Annotated in this window: 14 protein-coding genes; 4 read left to right on the top strand and 10 right to left on the bottom strand. The window is 71.4% G+C overall.

All coding sequences use genetic code 11. The annotated features are described in order from the left end of the window. Positions 1–416: SPFH domain-containing protein (locus tag ABT367_RS35475; protein ID WP_352257405.1), on the bottom strand; the 416-nt coding region annotated here is incomplete at its 3' end. 483 nt (positions 417–899) lie between these two features. Between ABT367_RS35475 and ABT367_RS35470 the strand changes: the two genes are divergently transcribed. The 3 genes from ABT367_RS35470 (at position 900) to ABT367_RS35460 (ending at position 4,436) form a co-directional block, all read left to right on the top strand. Continuing rightward, entirely contained in the window at positions 900–3,185 is a 2,286-nt protein-coding gene (locus ABT367_RS35470; protein ID WP_352257404.1) for an ATP-binding protein, read from the top strand. 79 nt (positions 3,186–3,264) lie between these two features. Beyond that, positions 3,265–4,014 carry a sulfite exporter TauE/SafE family protein gene (locus tag ABT367_RS35465; RefSeq protein WP_352257403.1) on the top strand — a complete coding sequence of 250 codons (750 nt, stop codon included), beginning with the start codon at positions 3,265–3,267 and terminating at the stop codon, positions 4,012–4,014. A 65-nt stretch (positions 4,015–4,079) separates the two neighbouring features. Next, positions 4,080–4,436, top strand: a complete 357-nt coding sequence (locus ABT367_RS35460) for a hypothetical protein (RefSeq protein WP_352257402.1) — start codon at positions 4,080–4,082, stop codon at positions 4,434–4,436. A 56-nt stretch (positions 4,437–4,492) separates the two neighbouring features. On the opposite strand, the gene ABT367_RS35455 is transcribed toward ABT367_RS35460, so the two are convergent. From ABT367_RS35455 to rho, 7 genes are all read right to left on the bottom strand, one after another. Beyond that, complete coding sequence (locus ABT367_RS35455) at positions 4,493–5,254, bottom strand: crotonase/enoyl-CoA hydratase family protein (RefSeq protein WP_352257401.1); 762 nt, start codon at positions 5,252–5,254, stop codon at positions 4,493–4,495. A 22-nt stretch (positions 5,255–5,276) separates the two neighbouring features. After that, on the bottom strand, positions 5,277–6,089 hold the full coding sequence (locus ABT367_RS35450; protein ID WP_352257400.1) for a maleylpyruvate isomerase family mycothiol-dependent enzyme: 813 nt from the start codon (positions 6,087–6,089) through the stop codon (positions 5,277–5,279). A 41-nt stretch (positions 6,090–6,130) separates the two neighbouring features. Next, complete coding sequence (locus ABT367_RS35445) at positions 6,131–6,775, bottom strand: response regulator transcription factor (protein WP_352257399.1); 645 nt, start codon at positions 6,773–6,775, stop codon at positions 6,131–6,133. 130 nt (positions 6,776–6,905) lie between these two features. Next, positions 6,906–8,462: a sensor histidine kinase gene (locus tag ABT367_RS35440; RefSeq protein WP_352257398.1), complete on the bottom strand. Its 1,557-nt coding sequence runs from the start codon at positions 8,460–8,462 to the stop codon at positions 6,906–6,908. Then, entirely contained in the window at positions 8,455–9,258 is an 804-nt protein-coding gene (locus tag ABT367_RS35435) for an ABC transporter permease (RefSeq protein ID WP_352257397.1), read from the bottom strand. Before ABT367_RS35435 ends, ABT367_RS35440 begins: the two co-directional genes overlap by 8 nt. Further along, the gene (locus ABT367_RS35430; RefSeq protein ID WP_352257396.1) at positions 9,255–10,037 is read right to left on the bottom strand and encodes an ABC transporter ATP-binding protein; all 783 of its coding nucleotides are present in this window, start codon (positions 10,035–10,037) and stop codon (positions 9,255–9,257) included. Before ABT367_RS35430 ends, ABT367_RS35435 begins: the two co-directional genes overlap by 4 nt. A 119-nt stretch (positions 10,038–10,156) precedes the next feature. Beyond that, entirely contained in the window at positions 10,157–11,308 is a 1,152-nt protein-coding gene (rho, locus tag ABT367_RS35425; protein ID WP_352257395.1) for a transcription termination factor Rho, read from the bottom strand. Between the two features lie 371 nt (positions 11,309–11,679). On the opposite strand from rho, the gene ABT367_RS35420 reads away from it, so the two are divergent. Then, the gene (locus ABT367_RS35420) at positions 11,680–13,563 is read left to right on the top strand and encodes an ABC transporter ATP-binding protein (protein ID WP_352257394.1); all 1,884 of its coding nucleotides are present in this window, start codon (positions 11,680–11,682) and stop codon (positions 13,561–13,563) included. 101 nt (positions 13,564–13,664) lie between these two features. Here ABT367_RS35420 and ABT367_RS35415 read toward each other — a convergent pair whose 3' ends face one another. Together ABT367_RS35415 and ABT367_RS35410 are read right to left on the bottom strand one after the other, a co-directional pair. Further along, positions 13,665–16,037, bottom strand: coding sequence for a penicillin acylase family protein (locus ABT367_RS35415; protein WP_352257393.1), 2,373 nt, complete (start codon positions 16,035–16,037; stop codon positions 13,665–13,667). A gap of 128 nt (positions 16,038–16,165) precedes the next feature. Next, on the bottom strand, positions 16,166–16,717 hold a 552-nt coding region (locus ABT367_RS35410; protein WP_352257392.1), incomplete at its 5' end, for an ankyrin repeat domain-containing protein.

Genomic DNA, 16,717 nt, shown 5'->3' with positions numbered 1-16,717 from the left:
ACGCCGTCCACCAGGGCGGCGGCCAGGGGGGTGCGGGCCAGGACGTCGAGGGCGTGCTGCTGCGCCGTCTCCGTGAGCAGGGTCGCGAGCTGTTCCAGGGGTGCGCCGCGCCAGGCGCCCGTGTCGGGGTCGACGGAGAAGTCGATACGGGCCGCCGCCGTGACCGGGTCGCTGATCCGGTACGTCACCGTCGCCTGGGTCGAGACGTCCTGGAAGTCGGCGGTGCGGGCGTGGAAGCTCATTGCCAACTCGCGGTCGTCCACCGGCACTTCCGAGAGCGCGGCGCTGAGCGAGCGGTACCAGAAGCTGAGCCCCGGCCCGTCGTGGACCACCTTGCCCGCGCGGAGATGGCGGATATGCGCGGTGGGCGCGGAACGCAGATGGCGCAGACCGAAGCGCCGGGTGATGTCGGCCATGGACCCCCCTTAGTGTCACTGCGACGATAATCGCGTGTGACGGCTTTAGTGTCAAGGTGACCACCTCAACTGTTGGTGTCCGGGCAGGCGTTGACGACCCTCGTAAGGGCGAAGGGGCCGACGGAAGAAGGAGGGGGAGGGCGACACCCCGACCCCGGGCGCCCCGCATGCCCACGACCCTGGGGCCGGGGCGGAGGGGGAGCGCGGAAGGCGCCCGGGCGGGCGCTTCGGCCGGCTGGCTCACCGACAAGCCAGCCGACCGAGGTCGTGCCGTACGCACACCATTCCCGCGTGTGCCGTACGGGCCTTACTTTGCCTGGTGACGGCCGCATCCGACAGCGGCGGAGTGCCTGATGCGTATACCGAACTTCTCCCCGGGCGGTCCTAGGTATACCGAGGACGGCGCGGCGGCCGGAGCGTATCGTCGACGGCGGGAAGCGGAGGCGAGACACGCCGCGCCCGTCGACCGCAGTGAGGATGGGAATGACTTTGGCTCTTGTCCGCCGCAGGCCGGGGGAACTGCCGGTGGAGGTGACCGGGTTCGTCGGGCGGGGCAGGGAACTGACCCGTGTCGACGAGGCGTTGCGGCAGGCCCGCATGGTGACGGTGACGGGGCCCGGCGGTGTGGGCAAGACCCGCATCGCGCTGCGCGCCGCCGCGCGGGTCGCGGGCCGCTATGAACACGGCGTCTGTCTGGTCGAGCTGTCGGAGCTGCGCGACCCCGAGCTGCTGCCGCACACCGTGGCCGGCTGTCTCGGGCTTCCCGAAGGGGACAGCCGGCCGCCGCTCGACGCCGTCCTCGACCATCTGCGCGAGCGCAAGCTGCTGTTGATCCTGGACACCTGTGAGCACCTCGTCGACGCCTGCGCGATGCTCTCCGACATCGTGCTGCACGAGACCACGGGCGTCTCCGTGCTCGCCACCAGCCGGCAGCCGCTCGACGTGCCGGGTGAACACATCTGCCAGATAGCGCCGCTGCCGGTGCGCACCACGGGCGGCGACGCCGTGGACCTGTTCGCCCAGCGGGCCAAGGCGGTCGATCCGGCCTTCGAGGTACATGACGGCAACCGCGCCGACGTGGTCGCCCTGTGCCGCCGGCTCGACGGCATGCCGCTCGCCATCGAACTGGCCACCGTACGGCTGCGGGTGCTGCCCCTGGAACAGCTGGTGGCCCGCCTCGAGGACCGCTTCCGGCTCCTCACGGGCGGCCGGCGCACCGCACTGCCGCGCCATCAGACGCTGCGCACCGCCATCGAGTGGAGCCATGAACTGTGCACCGGGCAGGAGCAGTTGCTGTGGTCACGGCTCTCGGTGTTCGCGGGCAGCTTCGACATCGCCGCCATCGAGGAGGTCTGCGCGGGGGGTGAGCTGCCGCGCGAGGAGATCCTCGAGGCGCTCGTCGGACTCGTCGACAAATCGGTGGTGCAGCGCGAGGGCGTGGACGGCTCGCGCTACCGGATGCTCGACACCTTGCGGGAATACGGGGCCGAACATCTCGTGGTGCGCGGTGAACAGGCGCAGATGCAGGAACGGCACTACGCCCGCTATCTGAAACTCGCCGAGGACTTCGACCGCAACTTCCTCGCCGACGACCAGATCCAGCGCTATCACGCGCTGCGCGAACAGCACGCCGACATCCGCCTCGCGATCGAGTACGCGCTCGCGGCGCCCGGCAAGGATCACGAGGCGGCCGCGCTGGCCGGCGCCCTGTGGCCGTACTGGCATATCGCCGGTCTGCACACCGAGGGCCGCTACTGGTACGCGAAGATCACGGACCGCTTCCCCGGCCCCGTACGCGAACGGGCCTGGGCGCTTGCGCAGAGCGCGTATCTGGGTGCGTTCCAGGCGGATCCGAAAGCACTCGACGAGGCCCAGGAGTGCGTACGGATCGCCGATGAACTGGACGATCCGGTGGTCGCGGGACGCGGCCGGGTCTACCTCAATCTGTCGCTCACCTTCATGGAGCGGCACGAGGAGGCGGCCAAGGCCGCGGACGAGGCCCACCGGATCCTCGAGGAGGCCGGGGACGTGGTCGGCCTGGTGACCCTGGAGACGCAGATCGGCTATATGCGGCATCTGAGCGGTCAGCTCGATGCCGCGCTCGAAGTCTGCGAGCGCGGGCTCAGACGGCTGGGCGAGGGATCCACCGAGGGCTGGGTGCGCGGCTATCTGCACATGGTGATCGGCATGGCCCGCTTCCGCCGCGGCGAGTACGAGCAAAGTCGCGCTTCGGGCGTCACCGGAATGCGGATCAAGCATGAGCTGGGCGACGGCGTGGGGTTGGCGTACTGCCTCGAACTCCTCGCCTGGCTGGCCGGCCACGACGGCCGGCACGAGGAGGCCATCTGGCTGCTCGGGGCCGCGGATCCGCTGTGGGCCGGCGCCGGTGCTCGGCTCGGCGGCACCTCGCTGATGGAGGAGTTCCATCAGACGGCCGTCCGCGCCGCGCAGGAAGCGCTGGGCGAGCAGCGGTGCGCCGAGCTCAGGGCGGACGGGGCCTCGCGGCCGCTGGAGCAGGTCGTCGCGCTCGCCACCGGTCAGGAGGAGAAGCAGCTGATCCCGGCGCCGCGCGCGCAGTCCCATGACCTCACCCGGCGCGAGCACGAGGTGGCCCTGCTGGCCTCCGAAGGGCTGTCGAATCGCGAGATCGCGGAACGGCTCGTCATCTCCAAACGTACGGTTGATGCCCATCTGGAGCGGATTCTGGCGAAGTTGGGGGTCCCCGTACGCGGTGAGATCGCCGGACGGCTGGGGGAATTGGACGGCTGACAGCCGGTATCGGTTGCTCTGCCCGCGAATTGAGGGCGCGGCGCCCGCGGGAGGTCGTTTCACGTAGCATCCATCCCGTATGGACATATCGCTCTGGGGATTTGTCGCCCTCGCGCTCGCTGCCGCGCTGGTCGGGTTCTCCAAAACAGCCGTCAGCGGGGCGAATACGGTCAGTCTGGCCGTATTCGCGGCCATTCTTCCCGCGCGGGAATCCACCGGGGTGCTGCTCCCGATTCTGATCGCCGGGGACATCCTCGCCGTCCTCACCTATCGCCGGCATGCCCACTGGCCCACGTTGTGGCGGCTGTTCCCGGCGGTAGGCGCCGGGGTCCTGGCCGGCACGGTGTTCCTGATGTGGGCGGACGACACCGGGGTGCGCACATCGATCGGGGCGATTCTGCTGCTCATGGCCGCGGTGACCGTCTGGCGGCGGCGGGTCGCGGCACGTCAGGAGGAGGACGCGGCCGGCGGCGCCGGACGCTGGAAGGCGCCTTCGTACGGAGTGCTCGGCGGGTTCACGACGATGGTCGCCAATGCCGGCGGCCCGGTGATGTCGCTGTATCTGATCTCCAGCGGATTCCAGAAACTGGGCTTCCTGGGAACGTCCGCATGGTTCTTCCTGATCGTGAACACCTCGAAGGTCCCCTTCAGTGTGGGCCTCGGCCTGATCGACTGGCAGTCGCTGCTTCTCGACGCGGCCCTCGTTCTCTTCGTGGTGCCCGGCGCGTGGCTGGGTCGCAAGTGCGTGGACCGGATCGACCAACTCCTTTTCGAGCGGCTTGTGATCGGGGCGACCGTTCTGGGCGGAATTCAGTTGCTGGTGCGATGAAGTGGGCACGCGTTGCGGGGAGCGGGGGTCCGGGCCGTACGGTGCACCGATTACGATCCTTGGCCATGAGCGCATCCGATCAAGAGGCCGTCACCACCGAGGAATCAGCGACCGCCACAGCGGAACCGGAGACCACGGTCGTCGCACCGGCAACGGCTGACCGCCAGGGCATGACCCCGCGCCAGGCGCGCCGGCTGCGGATCGCCGCGGCCTCCGCGCTGATGGTCCTGGTCGCCGCGGTCCTCACGATCCGCCTCGCCAGCCGCTCATCCGTCCTGGTCGTCGGCGTCTACGGACTGCTCCTCGTCCTGTGCGGCCTGGTCATCGAACTCAGCCGCCGGGGCCGTACGCGTCTGGGAACGTATCTGCTGGGCGCGGGACTTGTGGGGGCGCTGCTGGGGGACTGGGTGCTGCTGCCGTAGGGGTTCTGCGACGGCCCCGCATCGGGATCGGACGCGCAAGGTCCCCTGGACAGGCCCTAGACCCCGAACGCCCCATGCCGCCCCGCCCCCGCCGTGAAGCGGGCCGCGCCCTCGAGGCTTTCGAGCAGGGCGGTGGAGCCGTGGCGGAGCTCTCGGGCGAGGGCGGTGTGTTCGTCCTGGCCCTCCTGGTCCAGGACGGAGGCGCGGTCGGCGCGCAGGCAGGCCTGGGGGAACGCGGCGAGCTCGACGGCCAGTTGCTCGGCCGCCGCGCGCGAACCGCCCGTCGGTACCACGCGGTTGGCGAGGCCCATCGCGTACGCCTCGGTCGCGGGCACCGGGCGGCCGGTGAGGATCATGTCCATGGCGCGGCCCGTGCCGACGATCCGCGGCAGCCGCACCGTGCCGCCGTCGATCAGCGGGACTCCCCAGCGGCGGCAGAACACCCCGAACACGGCGTCCTCCTCGGCGATCCGCAGATCGCACCAGAGCGCCAGTTCCAGGCCGCCGGCCACCGCATGACCGGCGATCGCCGCGATCACCGGCTTCGACAGCCGCATGCGGGTCGGCCCCATCGGACCGTCCCCGTCCTCGGTGACCTGGTTGCCGCGCTCCGTACCGATCGCCTTGAGGTCCGCCCCCGCACAGAACGTGCCGCCCTCGCCCCACAGCACGGCCACGCGCGCCGACTCATCGGCCTCGAAGGCGCGGAACGCCTCGGCGAGCAGGGCCGCCGTCGGCCCGTCGACGGCGTTGCGTGCCTCGGGGCGGGCGAGGACGACGGTGGTGACGGGGCCGGTGCGTTCGATACGTACGGTCATGGCACGCAGTGTGCCGTGCCGGTCAGCGCCGCAGCCAGTCCCCGGCGGCATGCACCCAGTGCGTGAACAGGGCCTCGTCACCGAAGACTTGGAGCGCACCTTCCGGCGCGCTGCGTTCGTACAGCGCGCCGCGTTCGTACAGCGCGAGCAGGAGCGCACCGAGCGGCCCCCGTACGGCGGTGGTCGCCTTGTGGTGGCCGTGGCTCCAGCTCATCGTCGTGGTGGAGAGGTCGATCAGCCACTCGCCCGCCCCGGACGGTGCGTCGGTGCCGTGCAGATGGAGGGTGCGGTCCGGGGCGATCAGCGCCTGTTGCTCCTCGGCAGAGGCGTACGCCTGGGGGAGTGTGCTGAAACCGAGCCACTCCTCGATGCCGTCGGCCGCCGTCTCGGCGTCCAGGGTGTACGTGCCGCCGACCGCGGCGGTCGCGTCGAAGCGGTGCACCACCGTCTCGTACGTCATACGGCGGGCCCAGAACGCCGGCCTGCCGCCGGGCGCCACCGTCCACACCGGCGTGTCCTCGGGCGTGGAGCGCAAGGTGGCCGCGAACTGATCGGCCCCGTCCAGCAGCCAGGCGGTCAGGCCGGGCAGGTCGTCGTCCTTGTCGGGCGTGACGTCGTTGACCTGGTCGTCGGAGACCGGCGCGGTGGCCCGGGTGCGGATCACCGTCTCGGCCCAGCGGTGGGCGCCCCCGACATGGCGCAGGAGATGGGCCAGGGTCCAGCCGTCGAGACCCGGTACGGGGGTGGTGGTGTCCGCGCCGTCCACGGCGGCGGTCAACTGGCGGGTCTGGTCGGTGATCCGGGCGGCGTAGAGCTCGTGGACAGATCGCGTCATGAGCTCACCGTAGCCCGACCGGCGCGCCGCGACCCGTGGAGCTAATCGCGCAGGAAGCGCAGCACCGCGAGGACGCGCCGGTTCATGTCCTCCGACGCGGGCAGCCCCAACTTGCCGAAGAGGCTGGCCACATGCTTCTCGACGGTACCCGCGGAGACATGCAGCGCCGCCGCGATCGCGGCGTTGGAGCGGCCCTCGGCCATCAGGCCGAGCACCTCGCGCTCGCGGGCGGTCAGCGTCGCGAGATCGTCGGTGCGGCGGCTGGCCCCGGCGAGCTGGGTGACCACCTCGGGGTCGAGCGCGGTGCCGCCGGCCGCGACCCGGTCGAGCGCGGAGGTGAACTCCGCGATGTTCGCCACCCGGTCCTTGAGCAGATACCCGACGCCTGCCGAACCGCCCGCGAGCAGCTCGGTGGCGTACTTGGTCTCCACGTACTGCGAGAACAACAGCACGCCCATGTCCGGGTGTTCGCCGCGCAGCGCGATCGCCGCGCGCAGCCCTTCATCGGTGTGGGTGGGCGGCATCCGGATGTCGACGATCGCGACGTCGGGCCGGTGCTCGGCGACGGCCGCGCGCAGGGCCTCGGCGTCGGGCACGGCGGCCGCCACCTCGTAGCCGCGGTCCTGAAGCATCTGGACCAGGAGTTCCCGCAGCACGGCGGCGTCTTCGGCGATCACTACACGCATGCGGCCCATGCTGCCAGGCGCGACGAACAGGAGCGCCTGGAACCCCGGTATGCAGCACCCCTGTCGCTTACACCGCATACGTGTCGTACGTGCTCCACGCGTTCTACGTGACGCACGTCGCCCCCACCACTCACGCGCGCGGCGGCAGTTCCACCGTGACCATGGTCGGACCGCCCTGCGGGCTGCGGATCTCCAAGGTGCCGTCCACCGTGCGCACCCGCTGCAGCAGCCCCGTGAGTCCGCTGCCCGTACCGGCTTCGGCGCCGCCTTGCCCGTCGTCGCCGACGCGCAGCCGCAGCGTTCCGTCCGGCCGGGTGACGGCCGAGACCGTGGCGCGGGTGGCGCCGCTGTGCTTGATGACATTGGTGAGCAGCTCCGCCGTGCAGAAGTACGCGATGGACTCGATCGCGGGCGACGGGCGTTCCGGCACGTCCACGGTGAGCTGCACCGGCACGGTGGAGCGCGCCGCCAGTGTCTCCAGGGCGTGCGCCAACCCCTCGTCGAGTACCGGCGGATGGATACCGCGGGCCAGATCGCGCAGTTCGGTCAGGGCCTCGGTGGCGTTGAGGTGCGCGCCGTCCACGAGCCGCCGTACGGCGTCGAGATCGAGCGTGGACTCGTCCGCGAGCTTGGTCTTCACCATGTCGAGTCCGAGCGCGAGGGCGACAAGCCGCACCTGCGCGCCGTCGTGCAGATCGCGCTCGACGCGACGAAGGAGCGCCACCGAGTCGTCCACGGCGAGCGCACGGGTCTCCTCCAGATCGCGTACGCGCTGGGCGAGCGACCCCGGTCCGAGCAGCGCCCGCATCAGCCGGCGGTCGGCGAGCACGACGAGCCGGGTGAACCAGGGCGCGATCAGCAAGGTGACCAGGCCCATCGGGAGGCCGATCAGCGTGCCCGCGAAGTCGTGCACAGTCGGGCTGCCGCCTGCGGGCAGCGGTGTCATCAGGAGCATTCCGCCGCCGTCGCCCTGGCCGAACAGGGCCCAGCGCACGGGTGCGGTCAGGTTGATCAGACCGATCACCCACCACTGCACGGCGTACAGCCCGATCAGCGACAGCGGCAGCTTCGCCAGTACGTAGGCCACGTGCCGCCAGCCGGTCGCGTCCCGCAGCCGTGCGTCGAGCCGCCCGAACAGGCCGAGATCCGCACGCCCGGCGGGAGACCGGGGTGCGGGGATCCGCTCGCCGAGGAGCCCGGCCGCCAGGCGACGCTGGATGCGGCCGAGCGCACGGGCCAGGCCGAGACCGGCGACGGTCAGGACAAGGCCGAGCAGGGCGCCGAGCAGGGAGAGGACGAACCCGAAGCCGAGGGCGAGCAGCACGAGCAGGAGCACGGCGCCGACGAAACCGCTGAGGCCGGTGATCAGGAGGTACGCGGCCTCGCGCCAGGCCCGGCGGGTCAGCGGGGCCCTGAGCACCTCGACGAGCAGGCCGGCGGGCGAGGGGGCGGCGGGGGCCATGGAACCGGTGGGTGAGGGGGTGGCGGGGGCACGGGAACCGGCGGGCATGCCGACGATGATCCCGTGTCCGGCGCCGGGCCGCTCACCGGGTGGCGTGTCCACGAGTCCCGTGTCCGCCCGGTCCGCGTCCACCCGTCCCATGTCCACGAGCCCCGTGTCCGCCCGGTCCGCGTCCACCCGTCCCATGTCCACGAGCCCCGTGTCCGCCCGGTCCGCCTCACGCATCGCGTCGTACCAGGACCCGCACCCCGGCCCCGTACACCACGGCGGTGTACACGAGAAGCAGCGCGAAGCCCGCCCACGGTGTGAGCATCTCCGGCATCGGCCGCGACACCGCGAGGGAGTTCCCGGCGATCATCGTCGGGAAGAACTTGGCGACGGTCGTGCCCGTGGCGCCCGCCAGCATCGCCGGCAGCACGAAGAGCAGCCCCACCAGGGCGCCGATCGCGCTCGCGGTGTGCCGGACCAGCGCGCCGATACCGACGGCCATCACGGCGATCAGACCCAGATAGGCCCCGGACATCAGCACGGCGCGCAGCACGCCGCCGTCGGTGAGCGAGGGCTGCTCGATCGCCGGGTCGAGGGCCGCGCGGCCCGCCAGGAACGTGAGGAAGGCGATGACCTCGCTGAGCACCAGGGTCACCCCGCCGAACACCGCCGCCTTCGCGGCGAGCACCAGCGGTCGGCGAGGTACCGCGGCCAGCGTGGAGCGCATCGAACCGGACGAGTACTCGCCCGTGACGAGCAGGACGCCGATCACGCCGATGACCAGCTGGCCGAGCGCGACGCCGGCGAGCACGTTGTTCGTGGGGTCGAACGTGGCCGCCTTGTCGGCCGACGGCGCCTTGGTGTTGGCCATGGTGACCACCCCCATGGCGATCATCCCGGCCACCACGACGAACAGCGCCCACCACGTGGAGCGCAGACTGCGGAGTTTGATCCACTCCATCCGCAGCACGTGTGTGAAGCCGTACCGGTCCTCGGGTACGGGGAGGCCGGGGGAGAGTGCGGCGGTGCTCATCGGGTGCTCCGGTGGGAGGTGGTGGTCGGTGCTGCGGACGACGGTGAGGCGGTCGAGGCTCCGGTGGTGCCGCGGTACGTGGCGGAGCCGCTGGTGAGCCGGAAGAAGGCCTCCTCCAGGGAGCCGCCGTCGGCGGTGAGTTCGGCGACACTCGTATCGGCGAGCAGCCGGCCCTGGCCGATCACCACCAAGTGGTCGGCGGTGAGGGCCATTTCACTGATCAGGTGGCTGGAGACGAGCACGGTACGGCCCTCGGCGGCCAGCCCCTTCATCAGATCCCGGATCCAGCGCACGCCTTCGGGATCGAGCCCGTTCACCGGTTCGTCGAAGAGCAGCACACCGGGGTCCCCGAGCAGCGCGCCAGCGATCCCGAGCCGCTGCGACATACCGAGCGAGAAGGTCCCCGCCCGCCGGTGCGCGACCTCGCTCAGGCCGACGGTCCGCAGCACCTCGTCGACCCGGGCGCCCGGGATGCCGCCGCCCGCGGCGAGTGCGCGCAGATGCCAGGACGCGCTGCGGCCCGGATGGTACGTACGGGCTTCGAGCAGCGCGCCCACCTCACGCAGCGGCCAGGCCAGCTCCGCGTACGGGCGGCCGTCGACCAGGGCCTGGCCCGCGTCCGGGGCGTCCAGGCCCATGATCATGCGCATGGTGGTGGACTTACCGGAACCATTGGGCCCGAGGAAACCGGTCACGGCGCCGGGCGCCACGTCGAAGCTCAGGTCCTCGACGGCGGCGGTCGAGCCGTAGCGCTTGGTCAGTCCGCGGACCGAGATCATCGTGACCCCCTCGGGGCGGTCGTCTTCGTGTTCATGCCTCGAAGCTAGATCCGCCCGGGTGGCCCGCGGAACGCGGCTTTCCTCCGTCCTGCTTGGGGGAAATCCCCCAGCGCCCGCGCTCAGGCGCCGGGCACGGTCTGCTTGACCTGCTGGAGGAAGGCCGGGTTGTCGGGGGTTTTGCGCAGCTGCTCGATCAGCGCTTCGGTGGCCTGCCCGTTGCGTGACTGCAGAGCCCGGCGCAGCGCCCGTACGGCGGTCAATTCCGCTGCCGGTACGAGGAGTTCCTCGCGCCGGGTCCCGGACGGGGTGACGTCCACGGCCGGGAAGACACGGTGGGCGGCGAGGGCGCGGTCGAGACGGAGCTCCATGTTGCCGGTGCTCTTGAGCTCCTCGAAGAAGTAGTTGTCGGCGAGCGAACCGGTGTCCACCAGTGCGGTGGCGAGGATGGTGAGCGAGCCGGCCTCCTCCGTGAGCCGGGCGGCACCGAACAGGCGCTTCGGCCCGATCAGCGCGCCCGCGTCGACACCGCCGCTGAGGGTGCGGCCGCCGGAGGACGCCGCGTTGTTGTACGCGCGGCACAGACGGGTCAGGGAATCCAGCAGCAGCACGACGTCGCGGCCCTGTTCGACGAGCCGCTTGGCGCGCTCGATGGCGAGCTCCGCGAGGGCGATGTGCTCCTTGGCGGGCCGGTCGAAGGTGGAGGCGAGCACCTCACCGCGCACTGAACGCCGCATGTCGGTGACCTCCTCGGGCCGCTCGTCCAGGAGCAGCACCATGAGGTGGCACTCCGGGTGGCTCTCGGTGACGGCCGCGGCCAGCTGCTTGAGCAGCATGGTCTTGCCGGTCTTCGGCGGCGCGACGATCAGCCCGCGCTGGCCCTTGCCGACCGGCGTGACCAGATCGACGATCCGGGGCGTGATGCCGCCCCCGGAGTGCTCCAGCGTCAGGCGTTCGCGCGGATGCAGGGGTGTGAGGTCGCCGAAGTGCGGTCGTGCGCCGGGGAGTCGGCCGTTGACCAGGGATACGTGGTCGAGTGCGCGCCCCTTTGCGGCGCGAGTCGTCACCCCCGTGGTCGTCCCTTCGACGGCGTCGCCCTTGCGCAGGCCGTGGCGGCGGATCAGCGCCGCCGGTACGTGGATGTCGCCGGGCGCCGGCAGCAGGCCGGGGGTGCGCAGGATGCCGTTGCCGTGCGTGGTGAGATCCAGGACCCCGTACGCCGTGGGCAACTCGGCTGCGACAGGGGTGGGTTCAAGTGTGGTGGTGGTAGTCATGGTGGCGCGTCCTTTCATGGACGGTGAGTTGGCATACGTGAGGGGGGAAGGGCTCAACGCGACGCAAGGGCGGGGCGCCTGGGATCAGGCGCGCACCGCACGTCGGCGGAGCGTGGGGAACCGGCTCATGGGCGGCTGTCGGGAGGCTGAGCCATCCCGAAAGGTGCGGCGGAAGCGCGGTGAGACAGGGACAGAGACTGTCCGGGAGCCCGACGGAAGCGGGCGGAGAGAGGAACTGCACCGGCGCCCGATGACTCAGGGCGTACACAAGTGCCACTCGCACTGTAGCAGAGCGCTCGTGCGGCGAGTTTTCGGATTCCGTGCGGACGGACCCTTGACCTCAAGTTTACTTCAGGTTCTAGGTTCCAGGCATGAGCATGGAAACCACAGCCTGGACGCAGCTGCACAGCGTGATGAACGCCCAGCAGGACCAGCGTCCCTTCGCCCGGGCCACACTGCGCCGTATCGCCGACTTCGCCCGCCCGCACCGCCGACGTATCGGACAGTTCCTGCTCATCAGCGTGGCGATGGCGTTGCTCGCCGTGGCCACCCCGGTGCTCGCGGGCCGGGTCGTCGACGCCATCGTCGACGGCAAGGAATCCGGTGTCGTCGTCCGGCTGGCCCTGGTCATCGCGGTGATCGCCGTAGCCGAGGCCGGCCTCGGCCTGCTCAACCGCTGGCTCTCCGCGGGCCTCGGCGAGGATCTGATCCTCTCCCTGCGCACCGCCGTCTTCGACCATGTGCAGCGGATGCCGGTCGCGTTCTTCACCCGCACCCGCACCGGCGCACTCGTCAGCCGGCTCAACAACGATGTGATCGGCGCCCAGCGCGCCTTCTCCAACACCTTGTCCGGCGTGGTGTCCAACGTGGTCACGCTGCTGCTCACGCTCGCCGTGATGCTCAGCCTGTCGTGGCAGATCACGCTGCTCGCCCTGGTCCTGCTCCCGGTGTTCATCGTGCCCGCCCGGCGCATGGGCACCCGGATGGCCAGGCTGCAGCGCGAGGCGGCCGCGCACAACGCGGCGATGGGCACCCGGATGACCGAGCGCTTCTCGGCCCCGGGCGCGACGCTGATCAAGCTGTTCGGGCGGCCCGGCGAGGAGTCCGAGGAGTTCGCCGAGCGGGCCCGCCGCGTACGGGACATCGGCGTACGGACCGCCATGGCGCAGGCCACCTTCATCACCGCGCTCACCCTGGTCTCCGCGCTCGCCCTGGCACTCGTCTACGGCCTCGGCGGCTGGTTCGCGATCCGCGGCACCCTGGACGCCGGCGCCGTGGTCGCCCTGGCCCTGCTGCTCACCCGGCTCTACGCGCCGCTGACCGCCCTGGCCGGTGCCCGGGTCGAGGTGATGAGCGCCCTGGTCAGCTTCGAGCGGGTCTTCGAGGTGCTCGACCTCAAGCCGCTGATCGAGGAGAAGCCGGACGCCCGCAGCGTGCCGGACGGGCCGGTCGCCGTCGAGTTCGACAACGTCCGCTTCGGCTACCCCTCGGCCGACAAGGTCTCCCTCGCCTCCCTCGAAGAGGTGGCCTCGCTCGACACCCGAGGCGGCGAGGAGGTGCTGCGCGGGCTCTCCTTCCGTGCCGAACCCGGCCAGACCATCGCGCTCGTGGGCTCGTCCGGCGCCGGCAAGTCGACCATCGCCCAGCTGGTTCCCCGGCTGTACGACGCCGACGACGGTGTGGTCCGTATCGGGGGAGTGGACGTCCGTGACCTCAGCGCCACCTCCATGCGGCAGACGCTCGGCATGGTCACGCAGGACGGACACCTCTTCCACGACTCCGTACGCGCCAATCTGCTGCTCGCCCGGCCGGGTGCGTCCGATGAGGAGTTGTGGGACGCGCTGCGCCGGGCGCGGCTGGAGCCGCTGGTCCGCTCCCTGCCGGACGGCCTGGACACGGTGGTCGGCGAGCGCGGGTACCGGCTCTCCGGAGGTGAACGTCAGCGGCTGACGATCGCCCGGCTGCTGCTCGCCCGTCAGCGGGTGGTCATCCTGGACGAGGCGACCGCCCACCTCGACAACACCTCAGAGGCCGCCGTCCAGGAGGCGCTCGCCGAGGCCCTGGAGGGCCGGACCGCCCTCGTCATCGCCCACCGTCTGTCGACGATCCGCTCGGCCGACCAGATCCTCGTCGTCGAGGACGGCCGGATCGTGGAACGCGGACGGCACGAGGAACTGCTCGCCCACGGCGGACGTTACGCGGAGCTGCACCGGACGCAGTTCGCCGGACAGGAGCGGATGGCCGAGGCGGCGTGAACGAGCGGATGGCGCAGCCGGCATGACCGAGGCGATGGCCGAGGCGGTATGACGCCGGGCGCAGGGCCGGGACCGCGTGTGTCGGTCCCGGCCCTTGCGCGTCAGCGCTCGAGCGTCGTCACCTCCAGCTGCGGATCGCCGAGGATCTCCGCCTCGGTGAACCGCTCGCTCACCCACCGCCCCCGCGAGAACAGCCGGGTCTGATCGGTGTAGTGCGGCGAGGCCTCGTCGGCCGACTGCCCGTAGGTGAGCAGCGTGGAGGCGCGCGGCCCGTCGTCGGTCAGCGTCACGGCCATCAGGAAGCTGGTCCCGAACGTGCCGCCCCGGGGCGTACCCGTACCCGAATCGGCGCTCCCCTCGAGGACGTTGAAGCAGCCCTCCGAGCCGTCGCAGCCGGGCAGCGGCACCCCCGCCCACTTCTGCACCGCACCGAGCGCGGCATCCGCCGGCAGCCCTTCGGCCGCGAACTCCTGCACGGTGTCGGCGAGGGCGCGTCGCACGTGCGGATCCTCACCCTTGATGCCACGCGGTGTGGTGAGCGGCTCCTGAGGGTCGTACGGCACCTTGTGCCAGCTCTGCGACGGCCCCCTCTCGGCGAGCCGTCCGTAGAACGAGATCCACAGCGCCGCACCGCTGCTGTCGGCGTCCGCCCGGCCGTCCCAACGCCCCAGCGCGGCACAGGCCTTGCGCACATCGACCACCTTGCCGTCGGTGGCTTCCAGCCGAGGATGCGCCCGGCACAGCGCGAGGATGTCCGCGCGGCCCGTCTCGGCCGACAGAACACGGTTGCCGAGCATCGACTCGCGCAGCGTGCGCAAGGTGAAGCCCGGTGCGCCCAGACCGTCGGCGCCCGTGCCCCGCTCCTCGATCATCCGCAGACCGAGCTGCGCGCGCGGGCCGAGGCGGGGGTTCACGTCGTAGACGGACGGGATGCCCGTCAGCGGAGCCGACGGATTGGTGTACTGCGGACCGTTGTTGGAGTTGGCCACGAAGTCGCCGCGGCTCAACTCGGGCTGCCGGGACGGCCCGTGGATACCGGGGACTAGCGCATCGGGATCGCTGCCCCAGGCACAGTCCGTCCGTGAACCGTCCAGCGCTTCGGGTGCCTCATCGCCGCCCGGCACGGCGCAGCGTTCCAGCTGCTCGTCCGTGAGGTGCGGGACGGCCGAGGCGTCCGTGAAGTACGTATCGCCGCTGCTGTCCGCGGCCAAGGTGTAGGTCCACGGGATGCCCTGCGAGGTGTCGTGCGCAGCGCGCAGCCCGTCCAGATCGCGTGAAGTGCCCATCGCGAGCCAGGTGTTCATCGAGCGCAGATTGCTCTCGTTGGCGTCGCGCAGCGCGTACGCGTGGGTGCTCGTCCAGCCGAAGTTCAGCACGGCACCGAAACGCGTGCCGTACACCGTGCGCCGCTCGGTCCGCGCCCTGCCGTCCTCGCCTTTGACCACGACCTCGACGGTGGTACGGGTCATCCGCTCGCGCTTCCCGTCGACCACGTGGCTCGTGGGGTCATCGGGCGCGAGCTTCAGCCGGTAGAGCGAGCCGTGCTGGGCGTTGCTCGCGGTGTGGGTCCAGGCGAGCGTGCGGTTGTGCCCGATCTCCACCATGGGCGTGCCCTGAAGGCTCGCGCCGGCCACGTCCAGCGTGCCGGGGATCGTCAACTGCACCTGGTAGAAGCGGGAGTTGCCCACCCAGGGCAGATGCGGATTGGCCAGCACCATGGCGTTTCCCGCTCCGGGGCGCAGCACCTCCCGGCCGAGGGCCCAGCCGTTGCTGGCCGGCCGTGTCTCCGGTTCGTGCAAGGCCTTCGGCCGGGCGCCCGCCGCTCCCGGCGGCTTGGCGTCGCCGATGGCCGCGGCGTAGGGCGCCGCCCCGGACGCGGCGTTGACGTCGTACACGAGGTGCCACAGGTCCTCGGCCGTGACCGGCCGTACCCACGGTCTGCCCTTGCACCGGGAGTCGGGGATCCAGTCGACGCCGGTGTCCCGCAGATAGCGGTTGTACCCCTCGGCGTACCCCGCGACCATCCTCCTGAGCTCATCCACCGGCCCGAGCGGAGCCTTCCGCGCGAGCAGCTTGCGCACGGTGCCGGCCTCACGCTGCGCCTTGTAGTAGGTATCGCTCGCCAGGTTGTACGGCAGCTCCTCGCCGGGTCCGTCCCCGCCGCCCGCCGGTTCGCCCTGCGCGCCGAAGTACCGCGACCGTTCGCCGCGCAGCGTCAGCACCGTGTCGGCGAGCTCGCACACGTTGTCCTGGGCGAACGCGTATCCGTATCCGTAGCCCAGCGAGCCGAAGTCGCGGGCCACGATGTGCGGGACGCCGTACGCGGTCCGCCGGATCTGCACGCCTCCGACGCCACCGTCGCCACCGGACGCGCCCGCGGCGGGCGCGGGCAGCAGCCCGGTCGCGAGCAGTCCGAACGCGGCGGCTCCGACGGCCGACCTGAACTGAAGGGATCTTGCTCCGAATAAGCGCATGGGGCCAGGCTCCCGGGGGACCGTCTGCCCGGGCATCCGGCCCGGGGCCCGTTTCCCGGGTGCCCCGTCGGCCGGAGGGAGTAGTCCGAAGGACTACGGCCCGCCCGGCCGGCGTCGCGTTGTTCCCGTCAGGCCCCGGCCGCCCGCAGCAGCTCGGCGATCTCGTCCTGGCCCTTGTCCTCGGCGTGCTGCAGCGGGGTCACCCCGTCGCCGTCCGCGAGGTCGGGATCGGCGCCGCCGTCGAGGAGCGCCTCGACCGTCTCCTGATGGGCCGCACCGCCGTCGCCGAGGATGACGGCCTCCAACAGGGCGGTCCAGCCGAGGTTGTTGACGTGGTCGACGTCCATGTCCGTGTTCTTCAGGACCTCGCGGATGTAGTCCGCGTGGCCGTGCTCGCCCGCCGGGATCAGGGACGTTCCGCCGTAGCGGTTCTCCAGTGCGTAGTCGGGCCCGGCGGGGATCAGTACCCGGGCCATCTTCACGCTGCCGGTCACGCCGGTCACCAGCCAGGCGCTGTCGTCCTGCTCGTCCTGGGCATCGGGGTCGGCGCCCGCTTCGACCAGGATCCGCGCGGCCACGTCATGGTCGCCGGTCGCGGCGAGCAGCAGCGGCGTACGGCCCCGGTCGTCGCGGGCCTCGATATCGGCACCGTTGTCGAGGGCCTCGCGTACGGCGGCGGG

The organism is Streptomyces mesophilus (assembly GCF_040300965.1).
Taxonomy (GTDB): Bacteria; Actinomycetota; Actinomycetes; order Streptomycetales; family Streptomycetaceae; genus Streptomyces; species Streptomyces mesophilus_A.
Note: the sequence above shows the minus strand (reverse complement) of the source record. Positions and strands in the feature narration are given on the sequence as shown.